At 42.9% G+C, this 18,892-nt stretch carries 10 protein-coding genes; 6 read left to right on the forward strand and 4 right to left on the reverse strand.

All coding sequences use genetic code 11. The features are described from left to right. Positions 1-185: 185 nt before the first annotated feature. The 3 genes from QUD05_RS09150 to QUD05_RS09160 all read left to right on the forward strand — a co-directional run bounded on the left by QUD05_RS09150 (position 186) and on the right by QUD05_RS09160 (position 2,133). Entirely contained in the window at positions 186-1,142 is a 957-nt protein-coding gene (locus tag QUD05_RS09150; protein WP_289795779.1) for a Sll0314/Alr1548 family TPR repeat-containing protein, read from the forward strand. Positions 1,143-1,240: 98 nt separating this feature from the next. Next, positions 1,241-1,693: a DUF3531 family protein gene (locus QUD05_RS09155; RefSeq protein WP_289795780.1), complete on the forward strand. Its 453-nt coding sequence runs from the start codon at positions 1,241-1,243 to the stop codon at positions 1,691-1,693. A gap of 8 nt (positions 1,694-1,701) precedes the next feature. Beyond that, positions 1,702-2,133 carry an NUDIX hydrolase gene (locus tag QUD05_RS09160; RefSeq protein WP_289795781.1) on the forward strand — a complete coding sequence of 144 codons (432 nt, stop codon included), beginning with the start codon at positions 1,702-1,704 and terminating at the stop codon, positions 2,131-2,133. A gap of 187 nt (positions 2,134-2,320) precedes the next feature. On the opposite strand, the gene QUD05_RS09165 is transcribed toward QUD05_RS09160, so the two are convergent. Continuing rightward, positions 2,321-2,521 (reverse strand): hypothetical protein, encoded by a 201-nt coding sequence (locus QUD05_RS09165; RefSeq protein ID WP_289795782.1) that lies wholly within the window; start codon positions 2,519-2,521, stop codon positions 2,321-2,323. A 791-nt stretch (positions 2,522-3,312) separates the two neighbouring features. Between QUD05_RS09165 and ggt the strand changes: the two genes are divergently transcribed. Beyond that, entirely contained in the window at positions 3,313-5,076 is a 1,764-nt protein-coding gene (ggt, locus tag QUD05_RS09170) for a gamma-glutamyltransferase (RefSeq protein ID WP_289795783.1), read from the forward strand. A gap of 275 nt (positions 5,077-5,351) precedes the next feature. Further along, entirely contained in the window at positions 5,352-5,876 is a 525-nt protein-coding gene (locus QUD05_RS09175) for a hypothetical protein (protein ID WP_289795784.1), read from the forward strand. A gap of 77 nt (positions 5,877-5,953) precedes the next feature. On the opposite strand, the gene mfd is transcribed toward QUD05_RS09175, so the two are convergent. Further along, entirely contained in the window at positions 5,954-9,607 is a 3,654-nt protein-coding gene (mfd, locus tag QUD05_RS09180; protein WP_289795785.1) for a transcription-repair coupling factor, read from the reverse strand. A 240-nt stretch (positions 9,608-9,847) separates the two neighbouring features. On the opposite strand from mfd, the gene QUD05_RS09185 reads away from it, so the two are divergent. Then, the gene (locus tag QUD05_RS09185; protein WP_289795786.1) at positions 9,848-11,176 is read left to right on the forward strand and encodes a hemolysin family protein; all 1,329 of its coding nucleotides are present in this window, start codon (positions 9,848-9,850) and stop codon (positions 11,174-11,176) included. Positions 11,177-11,236: 60 nt separating this feature from the next. Here the strand turns inward: QUD05_RS09185 and QUD05_RS09190 are convergent, their stop codons facing one another. After that, entirely contained in the window at positions 11,237-12,418 is a 1,182-nt protein-coding gene (locus tag QUD05_RS09190; protein WP_289795787.1) for an aldo/keto reductase, read from the reverse strand. 281 nt (positions 12,419-12,699) lie between these two features. Then, positions 12,700-18,654 carry a non-ribosomal peptide synthetase gene (locus QUD05_RS09195; protein ID WP_289795788.1) on the reverse strand — a complete coding sequence of 1,985 codons (5,955 nt, stop codon included), beginning with the start codon at positions 18,652-18,654 and terminating at the stop codon, positions 12,700-12,702. Between the last annotated feature and the right edge of the window lie 238 nt (positions 18,655-18,892).

An 18,892-nucleotide genomic window follows, 5' to 3' on the forward strand; every position in this document is an offset into this window, starting at 1 on the left:
AGACTAAGCCTGAAATAATGGCTAGAGCAAGCCTGGAAACATGAAAGATTACCAATATATAAGAAAATTTTGGTTGAAGCAAAGGCAAGTTAACACTTCGACTTCGCTCAGTGTAAAAATTAACCATCTTTGCATTCTAAGTAACACATATAACTATTTCAACCGCAATTATTCTGAGGGTTAAAATGACTAAAAGGTTTTCTTTGCCTCGATTAGTAGCGTCTGCTAAATTCACTACCTTTGCTCAGACTGCTTTTGCAACTGCGATCGCCTTTGGCGTTGCCCCTTGGGCAATCGCACTTAATCTGTCGGTAAATCCCTCCTTGGGTGGCGATCCGTTTCGCAATAGCGAACCTCATCAAATTGGCGACCAAACAGAAGCAGCTTTTAAAGCGATTTTCCAACAGGGCAACTATCCAGCAGCAGATCGTTATTTGGAACAAGCAATATCCAAAGAGCCAAATGAACCTCTAGCTTATGCGATGAAGGCATCTTTGGCATACGGAAATAAGGATTGGGCTAAACTCGACACATACAGTCAGAAAACTCTAGAAACAGGACAAAAACTGATTCCTAGCGATCCATTGCGTGGAAATTTATACACTGCTGTTGGTCATTTTTTAGAAGGTGCAGTAGTTATTACGCGTGAGGGTACTGTCAACGGTGTAGCCCAAGCCTTGGGTAGGCTGCGACAAGTTTATGAATATTTAGACAAAGCCGAAGCAATTTCTGCCAACGATCCAGAACTGAATTTAATCAAGGGTTATATGGATTTATTATTGGCGGTTAATTTGCCTTTTGCTAGCCCAGATCAGGCAATTGGACGCTTAGAGCAAAATGCTGCTCCTCAGTATCTAGTGGATCGGGGTATTGCTCTTGCTTACCGGGATTTAAAACGGTATCCACAGGCGCTAGAGTATGTCAACCGAGCGATCAAAACGACATCTGATAATCCAGAAATTTATTATCTTAAAGCCCAAATACTGAAGCGACTGGGGCAAAGAGAAAAAAGCCAGCAGATAATCCAGGAAGCGATCGCTAATTTTGATAAAGCATTGACTAAAAAATCCCAACTCCCAGGCGATTTAGTCAAACAAATTGAGCGTGAACGCAGAAGTGCTGTTAGCTTGAAGAATCCTTAACCCCCATTCCCCACTCCCGTTCGGCTACGCTCACGACAAGCCCACTCCCTACTTTGATATGCTTATTTGCAGAAGAGTACTTGAGATATTAGACCAAAATGGAGATTCAGTTCCGCGAAATTAATCCTTTTGATATGTGGATTTGGCTTAAATTCAGCACAAATCCTTCTGCGCGTGAAAAGCAGTATGTAGAAGAAGTTTTCAATTCCTGGTTTTATTTAGGTAAATTGGGTGCATTTAATGCAGAAAATCTCCAGGTGCAGGATACTGGACTCGATATCAGCTACATGAATTATGATGAACAAGGCTATGACAAAAGCCTATTAGCACTGATGCACAACATTGGTGAGTTTGAATATGAGGGACAGTGGGCGCGTTGTTGGTTTGACTTAGGAACCAGTGATGCGATCGCATTGGATATTTTAATCAACGCTCTCACCCAGCTAAGTCAGGAATATGTCAGCATTGAGGAATTGTACATCGGTGGTGAAAATCCAGATTGGCCTATTGAGGATAGTGAAAGTCGTCCTCAGTCTATCTATGATAATTAGTTATAAAAATGAGTAAAGCAGGTGAAATTCGGGTAATAGCCTTGGGGCTAATTCGGAATGGCGATCGCATATTTCTTTCTGAAGGCTACGATCCCGTAAAACAAGAAACATTTTATCGTGCTTTAGGCGGTGGTGTTGAATTTGGCGAAACCAGCCGCGCCGCCTTAGAACGGGAGTTTCAAGAGGAAATTCAAGCAGACTTAACGAATATTAAATATCTCGGTTGTATAGAGAACCTGTTTATATTTAATGGCAGGCAAGGTCATGAAATTATTCAGCTTTATCAATGTGACTTTGCTGATTCCAAATTTTATCAACTGGAAAGTTTAATTTTTTCCGAATCACCACATCATAAACATAGAGCATTCTGGATAGATATCTCTCGCTTGAAATCTGGAGAATTTCGATTAGTACCTGAAGTATTTTTTGAATATTTATAAAACATCTGGAAATTGACTAAGATTGCTTTGCTGTTAATTATTTGGATCTTATTTGAAGACGCGGTATGCCTCACAGGTTTGCTCTTGAACTTGCTCAGGTAAATCGGCAAACCCTTGACGAAACTGAGCGGTGATACGTGACTTCACAATGTATCTGGATCTAATATCATGTCCGCTTGATTGCTTATTAAACCCGAAGAACCCCACCCCGCCAAAGCTGTGCTTTGTCTCCCCTCCCCGCAGGCGGGGAGGGGGGTGGGGTTATTTTATTATGGGTAATTTGACGGACATGATATAACTCTTGGGTTTTACCTGCACGGTATTGAGCCATTGCCTCGGTTGCAAGTTTGGCGATCGCTTGTTCAAATAGCTCTATTATAGGTGTCAATTGTTACGAAAATCATACTATAAATTATCTCTGCTTGCACTCTATTGGTGTTGTTAGGGTGCGATCGCTCTCAATAGTACAACTAGTAGAGTTTGAGACAATGACTTCTACCGTGGTGAACCAAGCAAGTTGGTAGATGAATCAGAGCAGGAAATTGATGCTGAACACTGACAGATAACCTGTATCGTCCTTACCTACTCTCTGAAATAGCTTTTTGTAAACTTTCATTTCTGCGATTGAGTTAGGTATCTAATGGCTAGCATAAGTAAGTCAGTACAATAAAACTCATGTATGTTTAGTTTTATAAAAACTCTGTAATGACGAAATTCTATGCTGTTTCCTGATTTTATATTTCGTTAAATAGGTTTATTTTTTAAAACTGACTTTCTTAGCAGTAGATAGACGAGTTTATCTAATTTAAATTTGCAAATTAGATGTGGAACAGCTTAGTGGCAAAGATATCTTTACAGGTGAGTACTATGTGGCGTTGGCGTAGCCCACTGTAATCCTTTGGGGAAGCAAGCTACGCGTAGCGTCTTGTTTACGACACGCTACGCGAACGCAGAGAAAGTATCGCTTTGTTTTCAATACATACACAATCAAAATTTTGAAAAGTGATAAATAGTTGACTCGCATCTTAATATGCTGTAAGTTGATGTCTTGTAAGCTAATTCGTGAAGTAAAGCAAGAAATCAACAAGCAAGACTCTCGATATTGCTAGAGTTTTGATGAGGTTTTCTTGTAATTCCAGCATTGACGATAAATAAAATATTTAAATTTGGAGAGTTGCGTTGACTACAGCATCTAAGTTTGCGTTAGGTACTTGTTTGCTCCCCCTCACACTCAGTGCTACCCTCTTGCCAGCTATCATAGGCAAAGCCCAAAACCCTCCTCCACCGGAGGCTGGGAGTGGTCGAGTTGAGCGTGAAGCTGTTCGCACAAATAAGTATGTGGTAGTAGCTGCAAATCCACTAGCATCAGCAGCCGGACGCGATGTTCTACGTCGCGGAGGTAGTGCTATAGATGCTGCTATTGCAGTCCAAATGGTATTGACGTTGGTAGAGCCACAATCTTCAGGTATTGGTGGTGGTGCTTTCCTTGTTTACTACGATGCCAAAACGAAGAAGTTACTCACTTATGATGGTCGAGAAACTGCATCAGCTGCGGCTAAACCAGATCGCTTTCTTGATGCCAATGGCAAACCCTTACAGTTTTATGAGGCTGTTGTCGGAGGTAAATCTGTAGGTGTGCCTGGGGTGGTACGAATGCTAGAGTTGGCACACAAAAAATATGGCAAGTTACCTTGGTCTCAACTGTTTCAAGGAGCTATCCAACTTTCTGAACAAGGTTTTCCACTTTCACCACGTTTGTACACGCTGCTAAGTAAGGATCAATATCTATCTCGCAACGAGCCAGCTAAGAGCTATTTCTATCAACCCGATGGTACACCCAAGCCAATTGGTACAAGATTAGTCAATCAGCCTTTGGCAGAGGTATTGCGTCAGATTGCTAAAGGAGGTGCTAATGCTTTTTATCAAGGAAATATTGCTAAAGACATAGTAGCTAAGGTGAGGCAAGCTGCTGTACCAGGTGACTTAACCACCACTGATCTAGTGCAATATCAAGCTAAACTGCGAGAGCCAGTTTGTGGCGCTTATCGAATTTACAAAGTTTGCGGCATGGGGCCTCCAAGTTCTGGTGGTTTAACCGTACTGCAAATTCTAGGTATTCTTCAACAATTTAATCTGGCGGCTTTAAAGCCAGCTTCTTTAGAAGCAGTCCATTTATTTTCGGAAGCTGGGCGTTTAGCCTATGCTGACAGAAATTTATATATAGCTGACACAGATTTTGTCCCAGTACCAGTCAAAGAATTAATTAACCCTAACTACCTAAAGTTAAGGGCAGCAATAATCGATCCTGAACGTTCAATCGGTCAAGCCCAAGCAGGCAATCCATTGTTACAGCAAGCACGTAGCTGGGGTAAAGATCAATCTAAGGATTTGCCATCTACTAGTCATGTTTCAATTGTCGATGCGGCAGGTAACGCTATTTCAATGACTACTAGCATTGAAGATGCCTTTGGCTCAAGATTGATGGTACGAGGCTTCTTACTTAACAACCAACTGACAGATTTCTCTTTTTCACCTATATCAGAAGGAAAGCCCGTTGCTAATCGTATAGAAGCCAAGAAACGCCCTAGAAGCTCAATGGCTCCCATGATGGTCTTTGATCGCAATGGCAAGCTAGTAATGGTAATTGGTTCGGCTGGTGGGCCGCAAATTATTAATTATGTCGCTAAGGCAATAGTAGGCCATCTGGACTGGGGATTGGACATTCAGCAAGCACTAGCTTTGCCAAATTTTGGTAGTCGTAATGGGCCAACTGAACTAGAAGCAGATACAGATGTTGCCAACCTGAAACCTGCTTTAGAAGCCAAGGGTCATACAGTTAGCGTTATCCAATTAACTAGTGGTTCCACCGGAATTGTGCTGACTAATCAGGGGCTAGTTAGTGGTGCAGACCCACGTCGTGAAGGAGCGCCTTTGGGTGAATAACAGCTAGTTTTAATGATGTTCTTAGCTCAAAATTGGCATTAATTTTTGGACACTTAGGTTGATGGCATGAAATAATTAGCTACCTAGATTAGAAAAAGTAGCATAGCTAGTTTTGAGCAAGGAACTTCTCTTTATTCAATTAGGACTTACGCAAAAAACCTCTCTAACTCTTATTCCTCTGTGTTCTCTGCGTTCTCTGTGGTTTGATTTTCCGTGACCTGTGCGTAAGTCCTGTCAATATCAAAAATTACTCAACATTTCTCTGGGATAAAACTATGAGATGGTTTCCAAAAATAGTATTTGCAACTACTATCAGTATTTTCAGCTTGATAGGAAGCTCAGTTAACAAAGTACAAGCTGTATCTCTGGACTATGCCTTTACACAATCAGGTTGGGAAGGTGGAGGTATCTTGTCTGGTTCATTTTCTAGTGTGGATAAAAATAATGATGGGTTAATTTACACAACTGAGTTAAATACCTTTGATTTAATATTTTCTGGGAACTCCAAAGTTCCGCAACAGAAATGGTTGGGTGTATCTACTTTAAGTTCGTTTGGATTTAACTCTAGTAATTCTAGATTAGCTTTCTCAACTTATGAAAATTTAGATAAGTATACTGCTAATATTGTTGGCTTACCTTATCTTAATTATATTGGCAAGCCTTTTCTCTCCAACTATATTACCTCTTCTGAAATTCAACCGCTTGTAATTGCAAAATCGATTCCCGAACCTACATTTGGATTTGCTAGTTTAGCTGTATTGAGTGTTGGACTATTACTTAAATTGAAAAACTCCCGATGATGGTCAATTGATTTTGGATTTTAGATTTGCAATTTTGGATTGACCCTATCCACAAGGCGACAGGGCAATCCAATTTATCAAACAACGGCTGCCTCTGGAATCGCACCCTGCATTCTCCCAAAAGCATCAATCAAATTTTGCAATTGTTGATCTGCTTTAAAAACTCCTAATCCGCGCACTGTCACTTTACCTGGAGAATATACAAAGCGCGTCTTGAGATTATCTGGTAAATTCGCCGCTAATAAATTCCAAGCGGGTTCCTCCATTGGTGTTTCTAAAACGACATGCTGTTTTTGTTCTGGCTTAATGCGGCTAAATCCGAGTTTTTTCGCTAGCTGTTTGAGTTCCATGACTCGCAAAAGTTGATTTGCAGAGACTGGTAAAGTACCATAGCGATCGCTCCACTCGGCTGCAATTTGTTTTAATTCTGATTTAGATTTCGCTGTGGCTACCGCTCGGTATGCACTCATCTTTTGATCCAAATCGGTAATGTAATCAGCTGGGATAAATGCTGTGAGATTAAGATCAATCTGCGTATCTTCCACTTTCGGAATTTCTTGTCCGCGGATTTCTCGAATTGCTTCTTCTAGCATTTCCATGTATAAATCAAAACCGATGGCATCCATTTGACCGGATTGTTCTGCACCTAGTAAGTTACCCACGCCTCTGATTTCCATGTCGCGCATTGCTAGCTGATATCCAGAACCTAACTGAGTAAATTCCTGAATCGCTCGTAAACGTTGCCGGGCTGCATCAGATAATGCCCGTTGCTTCGGATAAAATAACCAAGCATGAGCTTGGATACCTGCACGTCCTACACGACCGCGTAATTGATACAACTGTGCCAATCCAAAACGGTGAGCATCTTCAATTAAAATCGTGTTGACTCGTGGAATATCTAAGCCAGATTCAATAATTGTCGTACAAACTAGGATGTCTGCATCGCCATTGCTGAAAGTGAGCATAGTTGATTCTAACTCGCTTTCATCCATTTGACCGTGAGCGATCGCAAACCTAGCTCCCGGTATTACTTCTCGTAAATTGGCTGTTGTCTCTTCAATTCCATCTACTCGTGGAACTACATAAAATACTTGTCCACCTCTGTCTAATTCTTGACGAATTGCAGTGCGGATACTTTCGGAATTTATTGGTGATAGATGGGTTTTAATCGGTCGTCTGGTTGGGGGTGGTGTGGTAATCAAACTCATTTCCCGAATTCCCGACAAGGACATGTACAAAGTCCGGGGAATAGGTGTGGCGGAGAGGGTAAGCACGTCCACTTGAGTTTTCAGGCTTTTAATTTTTTCTTTCTGATTTACCCCAAAGCGCTGTTCTTCATCCACTACTAATAGTCCTAAATCTTTGAATGCCACACCTTTACCTAAAATTTGATGTGTACCAACTACTACATCTAATTCACCCGTTGCCAATCGCTTTTGAATATCGCGGCGTTCTTCAGCGGAACGAAAACGGTTGAGCAAACCAACATTTACGGGATAAGGTGCAAAACGTTCTTTGAGTGTATGGTAATGCTGCTGTGTTAAAATAGTCGTTGGCGCAAGGAGTGCCACTTGTTTACCGGCGGTGACTGCTTTAAAAACAGCACGAATCGCCACTTCCGTCTTCCCGAAACCGACATCGCCACAAACTAAGCGATCCATTGGGCGATCGCTTTCCATGTCGCGTTTTACATCTTGAACAGCTTTGAGTTGATCCGTTGTGGGTTGGTAGGGGAAAGAATCTTCTAATTCCTCTTGCCAAGGCATATCGCTTGGAAAACTAAAACCTTGTTGTTTTGATCGCGCTGCATACAGTTTCAACAAGTCCACCGCCAATTTTTTAATCGCTTTGCGGACTTTATTCTTGGTATTTTCCCAAGCTTTACCGGTCATCCTGTTGAGTTCTGGTGCTTTATCACCTCCGGCGCGGAACCGGGATAAAGCACCTACTTGATCGGCTGCGACTCTGAGTAACCCATCAGCATACTGCACCACCAAATAGTCACGGGTTTCGTTATTAATTGTCAAACTTTCCAGCTTGACAAATTTACCAACACCATGATTTCTGTGAACCACATAATCGCCTGGACGCAGCTTATTGGGATCGACTTGTTTAGAAGTAGCTTTGTGGCGCTTGCGGATATAGCCGGGAGTCGCCAAGGAATGCTGCCCAAAAAATTCCCGATCTGTAACGATTACTATTCGGTACGTAGGCAGGATAAAACCTTCTAGTTCCGCAAGCCCAGAATATTTTAGAGCTATAGGAATATGGTTGATTTGCAGCTTATCTATTGCTTGGTAGTCGCGGGGATTGGGGATAAACTGAGCTGGACAATCATGTTCTTGCAACAGTGAGACAGAACGTGAAGGTTGAGCAGAAAGCAGCCAGATCGAGAAATTGCGATCGCGTTCTTGGCGGATGGTTTCAGCTAGTTTAGCAAACTGGTGTGGCGTGACTGGAACCGGACGGCTGGCAAGATTGATCCCATCATTTTCCTCTGAGAGTTCCGATAAATATAATGTTTTAAATCTGGCAACATCAGCCAAACACTCATCAAACGAACGGTGAATTTTTGGCAATGTTAGGGGAGTTGATCCTTCTTCATGCGCCATTACCCATTGTTCTTGGGCATTTTCTACCCAGCGATCGCTATGAGCATGACACTGTTCTGGCTCATCAATGGCAATCAAGGTATTTTCTGCTAAGTAGTTTAGCAGAGATGCTGGTTGCTCGAATGCTAACCCCAAAAAGCGACGGCTACCCTCCAACATTGATGAGTTCGCAGTGCTAAGTTCTGAGTCAGAATTTAACTCATAACCCTTCGACAGGCTCAGGGCATCGCTCATAACTCCTAACTCAGAACTCTTTTTCAGTGCAGCCATCACCACAGGAGTGAAACTAGTGGGGGTAAGAATTAACTGATCAACTTTGTCGAGGGCGGAACGTTGGGTTGCTGGGTCAAATTCTCGCATTTGCTCAATTTCATCACCAAACCATTCCAACCTGACTGGAAATTCCGAGGAAACCGGGAACACATCAACAATATCGCCCCGCCGACTCCATTGCCCTTCCATTTCCACCAAAGGAACTCTTTCGTACCCCAAAATAGTTATTTTCTCACTGAAGCTATTCAGGTCTAATTCCATCCCTTTTTTCAGGGTAAGACAGAATTGCCCAAAAGCTTCTGGTGGTGGTAAATGAGGTTGCAACGCCCCTTGAGTAGCCACAATTGCTAAATTTGTTCTTTGTCCTACCCTGCGGGAAGCCGCAGAAGCGTTTATGTCACTTGTCCTTTGTTCTTGGTTTGTTTCTAATGACAACTGACTAATACTTCGGCTTACCTCGGCTTCGCTCGGCACAAGTCGCTCAGTATAAGTGACTAATGACTCTTGATTTTTGAGTAAATCTGCCAATACCTGCATTTGCCCCCAACTCATTTCAGTTTCCGGGTCAAAAGGTTCGTAGGGAGAAGCCTCGGAGGTAGGGTAAAAATGTACTGTTTGCCATCCCATTGCCTCCAGTTGTGCGTAAACGCGTCCAGCTTCTTCCAGAGTGGCGCAAACCACGAACAAATCCTTGCCCTGAGACTGCGCTAATGCCGAAGCCACTAGAGTCTTGGGCAGCCTGGGAATGCCATTTAACCGCAATTCTTGTTGTCGATTCAGCTTAGAAATAAATTCAGTGGTGAGCGGCGATCGGCCTAAGGCACGCACAATAGAAGAAAATGACATAAGTACTACTAGCGATGGGAGTCTTTGTGGGTCAGCAAATCTTGAGGCAGTTTATGTCAACTATTTTAAAAGTGTTAACAGCTTTCTTATTCTTTCGGTGGAAGAATAATGCACAGGANCTAATAAACTTAAGAACTATAACTACTACTTTGTATATAGTCAAAGTATTTATCGAAGCACCTTTAATACTAGATACTAGGGATTGAGCTACGTTTGCTCTGATAAGCGGCAATTTTAAACATGTCCTCCATCACTTTTGAAATTTTAATCATTTTGGTGCTAATTATTGCCAATGGCGTGTTTTCTATGTCTGAGATGGCGATTGTCTCGGCACGGAAAGTAAGGTTACAACAGCTTGCCAATCAAGGAGATGCCAAGGCAATGGCAGCATTGAAATTAGCGGAGTCTCCAAATCATTTCCTGTCAACCGTTCAAGTGGGTATTTCCCTAATCGGTATCCTAACTGGTGCTTTTGGAGGAGCAACCATTGCCAACCGACTGGCAGTCTATGTGCGACTTGTACCCTTTTTAGCACCTTATAGTGAACCGATATCTTTTGGAGTAGTGGTTTTGATCATTACCTATTTGTCACTCATTGTTGGCGAATTAGTACCAAAGCGTCTGGCATTAAACAACCCAGAAAGAATTGCATCGAATGTAGCTATTCCAATGCGTGCCTTATCGGCGATCGCTTCGCCAATGGTATATCTTTTAAGTGCTTCTACAGATTTGATCCTGCGAGTGTTGGGAATTACAGCTTCTACCGAGCCGCAAGTCACCGAAGAAGAAATTAAAATCTTAATTGAGCAAGGCACTGAGGCGGGAACCTTTGAGGAAGCTGAACAGGATATGGTGGAGCGAGTCTTTCGTTTAGGCGATCGCCCTGTAAGCTACTTAATGACACCCCGTCCTGATATTGTTTGGCTAGACTTAGACGACTCTGCCGAAGAAAATCGCCAAAAAATGGTTGATAGTGCTTATTCTCGGTATCCAGTTTGTCAGGGGGGACTTGACAATGTGTTGGGTGTTATCCCTGTCACGGACTTATTAGCCAGGAGTTTCCGAGGGGAACCACTAGACTTGACTATCGGATTGCGACAGCCCGTATTTGTGCCAGAAAGCACCCGTGGCTTGAAAGTTTTGGAATTGTTCAAGCAAACTATCACTCACATGGCGCTGGTAGTTGATGAATACGGCGTAATTCAAGGATTAGTTACTCTCAACGACATCATGAGTGAAATCGTGGGTGATGTTCCTTCAACAGATGGACAGGATCAACCACAAGCTGTACAACGCGAAGATGGTTCCTGGCTTTTGGATGGGATGTTGCCTGTAGAGGAGTTTTTGGAACTTTTTGGGATGGAAGAGTGGGAATCTGAGGAACGCGGTAGTTATCAAACATTAGGCGGTTTTGTGATTACCCATCTAGGTCGTATTCCTGCCGCAGCAGATCATTTTGAATGGCAAAGTATGCGAATTGAAGTGATGGATATGGATGGTAATCGCGTTGATAAGGTGCTAGTCGTACCAAAGGCAGTTAAATCAGCAGATACGAAAAAATCTGAGTAGCAAAAGGAGGCAAAGGAGGAATTATTCAAAAAGTCACTCCCTTGTCTCTTCCCAATCCCTTTAAGTGCGAGATAGACGTTTGACCTCTTCACCCGCCAACATCTGATGAGCTTGTTTCAGGAGTTGGGGGATTTTATCGGCGTGAGGATTACGGGTAAGAGATTTTCCTAAGTCTAATTCATCTAGCTGGTCGGCTTTGTTGCCGGGGAACCAGTGGCCGCCATTGCCAAGCAGGTTGTAGCGCATCTTAGCGTAGTCTACTAAATCGTAGGCGATCGCTAGATTCCGTAGCCACAAAATCACCCGAATATTTACCTCACCAGGAGTTTCGTCAAAGGTTGGTAGATTTGTTTCCCAGGATTTTACCCAATCTTCTCCCAAAGTAGCGATCGCTTCTTCTTCCAATCTTGCTAAAATTGGCGGCAAAATTTCTGATGCCCGGTCTATTAATTCTAAAGTCTTCAAGTGTTCATCAAAATCTTGTGGTTTTGCTGCTCCCAAACTCAGGGTATGTACCTCCTGATGACTCAAACAAAACAAATCATTAAACACCATTGGACTCAACGGGGCGCAAAGATTTACTAATTTTTGGGGAGGCTCATACAACAAACCTCCTTTATTAGATGGGCTAATAATAAACACCCCCATATCGTGGTGTTTAGCTGCTTCGATTGCCGCCCAATTCCATTGATTAATGTAGTACCAGTGCAGGTTCACGTAATCAAATTGATTGGTATTAATTGTCTGCACAATTATATCTGTCGAGCCGTGTGTGGAAAAGCCAATAAATCTAACTTTTCCCTCTGCCCGCAACTGCTGCGCTACTTCCAAACAGCCGCCAGCACGGATGCTTTCATCTAACGACTCAGGATGATTAATGCCATGCAACCCTAAAAGGTCAACATAATCTAGCTGAAGATTTTTCAAGGATTTTTCAAATGTCTCTCGGAATTCTTTCGCATCTGCCTTTGGGCTGATTTTGGTCTGAACAATCAACTTTTCGCGGGGAAACTTGGGCAATATTCTCCCCAATTGCATTTCAGAAGTGCCATAACCACGGGCAGTTTCAATATGATTAATCCCAACCTCGACTGCCCTTCTAATAGTCGCTTCCAGATTTGCCTGGTTATCAGCAGGAATTTCATGATTGGGAACATCTTCCCATTTGAACTGATATCTCATGCCACCGCAGGAAAACACTGGCATCTGTAATTCTGTGCGTCCAAATCTTCTATATAGCATCAGTGGATTGTGGATTGCTTACCAACTTAAAATCTAACAACGATAGTCATTCCAGCTTGTAGTGCCACAATAATTCCCTCTGTTCAATCTGTGACACTAGCAATATTCATCGCATTCTTAAATCGGTCAGGTCTTTTGGTTATTGGATTTTTACCAATATTCCAGTTCCACAGACTAATTATCTCATCGTAGTTACCACTTTCTCAAGTTTAGACCAAGAAATGGCAAAACAACCCAGCAGTGCTGAGTTGTGCGAAGGTGAACTAACAAAAAAGTTCAAATTAATTTTTTGCAATCTGAGACTGCGCGTGAGTTAAGCAATTTCTCAATTTTTCAGCTAACACTTGTACATGGGGTTCTTTAAGTATGTCAAGGTGAGATCCGGGAAGGTAATGAATATCTAATCCTCCAACTACTAGGTCGCCCCAGCCAAATTGAGGATCGTATTCTGTGCCTATAGCTTCGTCCCGATTTTTATCCTCTGTTCGTAAAAGAATAGCTCGACCAAGGTAAGGTGAAAAAATATAGTCACTGAGGGCTTGAGTGTTAGTATCTATAACCTTTAAATGCTTATCAGTTTCAGGTACATGAAGTACGTCTTCCAAGTAACGGTTATATGTATTTTGCAGTTGTTGCTTACGCCAATAACTCCATCTCACAATCTTTTGCCAAACGTAGTTAGGCCCTTGTTGAACAATATTATTTAAATGCAAAAAAACTCGTTTTAGAAATGGCGCCTGCCAGCTATAACCTATACGACAACTATCAAGCATAATTAAAATGCCGACTTGTTCGCCTTGCTCATGGAGTTGTTTAGCCATCTCGAAGGCAACTGTACCCCCAAAAGAATAACCTCCGAGAAAATAAGGGCCATGAGGTTGAATGGCCTGAATTTCTTGAATGTAGTACGCTGCCATATCTTCAATACGGGTATGGAGAGGGTATTTTTCATCTAGCCCTCGTGGTTGTAATCCGTAAAATGGTTGTTCTGTCCCCAGATGCAATGCCAATTCACGAAAACATAAGACTTCTCCACCCAGCCCGTGAATACAGAAAAAAGGTGGCTTGGAACCGTTGGGTTGAATTTCTACCAAGGATGACCAGCTAGATTTTGACTGGTCTAAGGTATTTACTAAAGCCGAGTTTGTTGTTAAATCTTCTTCTTGGCAGATTATTTTGGCTAGAGCCTCTACGTTACCTGACTGGAAAAGAATGGCAAGCGGAAGGTTTTTACTAAATGTCTTTTCAATTTGCCAAAACAGTTTTACTGCTAGGATAGAATGTCCTCCTAGCTCGAAGAAGTTATCCCTAACACCAATGGGCTGCACACCCAAAATTTGTTCCCAAATCTGTGTCAACTGGCGTTCCACTTCATTGCGGGGAGCAACAAAGCTGGCTTCTGGCTCTTGCCTCGATAAGTCTGGTATTGGTAGAGCGCGACGGTCTACCTTGCCGTTGGGGGTTAAGGGCATGGTGTCCAGCAAGACAAAAGTCGAAGGTAGCATGTACTGTGGCAATTTTGTCGACAGGAAGCTTCGGATACCAGCAATTGTAATTACTGAGTCTTGATTTGGTATAATGTAAGCCACCAAACGTTGATCGCCAGGAACGTCTTCACGGGCAATGACTACAGTTTGGAGTACATCTGGATGTTGGGCTAACACCGTTTCAATTTCCCCTGGTTCAATGCGTATCCCCCGGATCTTGACTTGATGATCTCGGCGACCGAGAATTTCTAGAGAGCCATCTGGACGATAGCATCCGCGATCGCCTGTATAATAAAGCCAATCGTGGCGATCGTTCCCAAAAGGGTTCTTAACAAACCGAGAATGGTTTTCTTGCTGGGTATTGATATAGCCCAAACTGCGGAATGGAGTTCGGATTACAATCTCGCCTGGTTCACCGATACCGCATGGTTGTTGACTTGATGTGAAAACCAGTGCTTGAGTTTGCGGCAGCGGCAATCCTACTGGCTGTACACCAGGGCTACACTCAAGAGGTACTCGGTAATAACATTTCGCCAAAGTTGTCTCTGTCGGGCCGTAGAGATTAATAATTTCCCCTGATTCTGGAAAAGCATCCCGCCAGCGAACTACAAGGGTTTCTTTCAAAGGTTCTCCAGCCAAGAATAACCAGCGTAAGTTACGTAAAGATACTCCTGACGGCACATTCGCTAACCATAATTGCGCCAGCGAAGGAACTGTATGCAGTACAGAAATTTGCTCATTTTCCAAATAACGCAGAATTCTAGTCGGTTCTAAGTTATCCTCTTCTTCTGGCAAGCATAGGGTTGCACCACTAGTTAAAGGTAAAAAGATATCTCTAAGAACGACATCAAAAGAAAGACCAGTTAATTGGGCAACGCGGTCTTGCTGATTAATTTCAAAAGTCTGTCGCTGCCAGTTCAGAAAATGCGCCAACCCTTTATGACACCCCAGCACCCCTTTCGGTACACCAGTAGTGCCGGAAGTAAAGAAAATATAAGCTGCATCATCAGCAGCGATTTCAGGTAGATTTACTGTTTCAACGCTCTTTTGAGAATTTATAGCTTCTCCTGTGTCTGGGTTGACACAGATGCTAGTTAAAGAATCCCATATTTTTCCGTCTTTTGGATGTTGACTATCAATATATAATATGTATTTAGCTTTAGCTTCTTGTAACATCAGCCGCTGGCGTTGGCTGGGAAGTTTGGGGTCGAGGGTGAGTAACACACCGCCACTCAAGAGTACGCCTAGCATACTGGCAATTAGCCCAAAGCTGCGTGTCCCAAACACGGCTACGACATCTCCCCGCTCTACTCCGTGAGATAACAAAACCTGTGCTAAGGTTTGAGCGATTTTGCCCAACTCTCCATAATTCCAAGTGCGAATTCCTTGACGAAGTGATGAATGTTCTGGGGTACGATTTGCCCAAGAGGTAAACATTGTTGTCGTCAATTCATACTGTGGTTCTGGCAAAACCGCCCTTGGCTCTGGCAGCAAAGGTCGTGCTTCTGGTGTCACCAAGGAATACAAACTAATCTGTCTCTCTGGAGCAGCAACAATTTGATTTAGCAAGTGATGGAATTGATGAAGCATTTCCATCATCCGTTCTGAAGTAAACAGATCGGTGTTGTAGACTAAATCAAGTTGGATTCCTTGATTTTGTTCTGTAACATAAAGGGTTAAGTCGAACTTAGAAGCTGTTTCTAAGATCGAGACTGGTTCGATAGCCACTCCAGGTAGTTCCAGTTGGATGTCCCTTAAGTTGAGCATATTAAACCACACTTGAAACAGTGGGTTGCGACTGGTATCTCGCTCTGGTTGCAGTTCTTCTACCAGTTTCTCGAAGGGCATATCCTGATGAGCATAAGCAGCTAATGCCATCTGGCGAACTCGATTTAGCACTGAACGAAAACTGGGATTCTCAGCAAAATCAGTCCGTAAAACAACGGTGTTAATAAAAAATCCAATTAACTCTTCAATCTCAGAACGGTTACGTCCGGCAATGGGAGAACCGATAAGAATGTCTTCTTGGCCAGTATAGCGGTGCAGTATTGTCCCAAAGGCTGTCAGTAATGTCATGAATAGAGTGACACCCTCCTGATGCGAGAGTTCTGTGAGTGATGCACTCAAAGTCTGCGGTAGCATCAGAGATTGGGCTGCTCCTTGGTAAGTTTGCACTGGTGGCCGTGGTCGGTCGGTAGGCAATTCCAGTACAGTATTAGCACCTGCTAATTGGGTTTTCCAATAGTTAATTTGGCTGGAAAGTACCTCATCTGATAGCCATTGGTGCTGCCACACAACAAAATCCGCATACTGAATAGGCAATTTTGTCAAGGGGGAAGGCTTATTATTCAAAAAAGCTTCATAAAGCGCTGTTAACTGCTGCCAGAGAATACCAATTGACCAGCCATCTGAGGCGATGTGGTGCATCATTAACAAGAGTATATGCTCCTGTTCGTCTATCTGGAGCAAAGTAGCACGCAGCATCAAGTCAGATTCTAAGTTGAAGGGGCGTTGCACCTCTTGATTTAGGAGAAATTCTACTTGCTCCTTTGTTACCTTAATAATTTTGAGTTCCACTGGCCGAGGCGTGCCAATTACTTGTATGGGGCTACCATCAGATGATGTAATGAAGTGGGTTCGCAATGCCTCATGATGGACAACGATCGCATCTAGTGACTGTTGTAATATACCCAGGTTTAACTTGCCCGTTAAGCGCTGTGCATTGGAGACGATATACGCTCGGCTGTTGGGTTCCAACTGCTCCAAAAACCAGACTCGCTGTTGAGCAAAGGATAGAGGGGCTGATTGCCGATTGGCTATTTGGGGAATAGTCTGATTTTGGGGATCATTTTCTGGAGTTTGGTTTTGAGCGAACGCTTGAGCTAAAGTAGCGATCGTGGGATTCTCAAATAAGAGTTGCAACGATATTTCTATTTGAAAAGCTTGGCGAACTCTAGACATTACTTGAGTAGCCAGCAGTGAATGCCCTCCCAATTCAAAAAAATTGTCGTGGATGCCTACTTGTTCCAGACGCAAAACTTTTGCCCAAATGTCAGCTAAAACTTCTTCTGTCGAATTCTGAGGTGGAACAAAGTTAGTTGACAGCCTAATATCAGATGTATCCGGTGCAGGTAAGGCGCGGCGGTCTATTTTACCGTTGGGATTTAATGGCAGAGTGTCTAAAAATACAAAGAAACTAGGCACCATGTATTCAGGCAACCGAGTTTCCAAAAAGCGACGCAATTCAGCCTGACTAGGAATTTGCTCTGGACTGGCAACAACAATATATGCCACGAGTCGCTTGTCCCCAGGCACATCTTCTCTGGCTATGACTAAAGTCTGCGTCAGTGCCGGATGTTGAGCTAGTATGGCTTCAATTTCTCCTAATTCAATTCTGAAGCCACGTATTTTAACTTGGTAGTCTCTCCGACCAAGGAACTCGATATTACCATCGCTCAAATAACGTGCCAAGTCCCCAGTTTTGTAAAGGCGTGCCCCAGGTTCAGAGCTAAAAGGGTTGAAAATAAACTTCTCTGTGGTCAATTCTGGACGGTTAAGATAGCCTCGTGCTAGACCAATACCGCCAATGTGCAGTTCACCTGATTCACCAACAGGCATTGGCTGCAAATTTTCATCGAGGATGTGAATTTCTGCATTGGTAATCGGACGACCAATGGGTGCAATAGCATAATTAGTGTCCCGTTGGCAACTCCAGAAAGTGGTATCAATGGAAGCTTCTGTCGGGCCATAACAATTGTGTAAAACATTGTCCAAATTCAATTGGGCAAAGAAGCGTTCTATAAGTTCGCCAGGTAAAGCTTCACCACCGCAGGTAATGTGTCTGATGAATCGGCAATTCTCAATTCCTTTCTCTTCCAATAATACACGTAGTATGGAAGGTACTAAAGCCAGAACTGTGATTTGCTGCTGAGTAATTACCTTCACAAGGTAGGCTGTATCTTGATGTCCACCAGGGCGAGCTATGAACAATTGACCCCCAAAGCACAATGGCCAGAATATCTGCCATACTGAGGGGTCGAAGCTAAAAGAAATACTTAGTAAAACTTTGTCCGCGTGAGTTAATCCAAAAGTTGTTTGCTTCCAGTGGAGTTGATTGCAGATACCACGGTGAGGGATCATTACACCCTTGGGCTGTCCTGTAGAACCAGATGTGTAGATTACGTAGATGAGGTTATCAGCCGTAGTTTGGTTTACAGGATTTTCTTGACTGTTTTGAATATTCCCTTGCCAGTCTAAGTCCAGACAAACCACTTGTGCCTGATGTGGTGGTAAGTTCTTGATCAACTTTTCTTGGGTTAACAATATTGGCGTCTGGGTGTCTTCCAAGATGAAAGCTAAACGTTCTGAGGGATATGCCGGATCTAAAGGTACATAAGCGCCTCCAGCTTTCAGAATGCCTAGTAGTCCTACAATCATCTCTAAGGAGCGCTCTAGGCATATACCTACAAGTACTTCTGGCCCAACGCCTAAAGCACGTAGGTGGTGCGCTAGTTGATTCGCCCGCTGGTTTAACTGTTGATAAGTAAGTTGTGTATTTTCACATACTACTGCAATTGCTTGGGGCGATCGCTCCACTTGCATCTCAAACATTTGATGAATGCACAGATCCTGATGATAAACTACTTGGGTGTCATTCAATTCCTGTAAAACTTGAGTGCCGATGATGTTAGTTAAGGTATTTAAGGTAATATTTTGCTTATATTCTGATGTCTGACTATTTATCTGCATTTTCTATATTAAGTTCGAGTGGGCATAAATAATTAAAGTTTATTAGGACGTAAATAATTAAAGGTTTATGACTAAACAAAGATATGAGTAAATACAGCCCCCAATCTCTAGAAAATGAGCAGAATACTATTAATTATCACATAACCGACATATAGCAATCTTGAATGATACAGACGCTAGGAGCACACAGATATGTTGTGCGCCCCTAACCCCTACTAATTGTTTTGACTCCAAGGAA

Source organism: Nostoc sp. GT001, from assembly GCF_030382115.1.
Taxonomy (GTDB): domain Bacteria; phylum Cyanobacteriota; class Cyanobacteriia; order Cyanobacteriales; family Nostocaceae; genus Nostoc.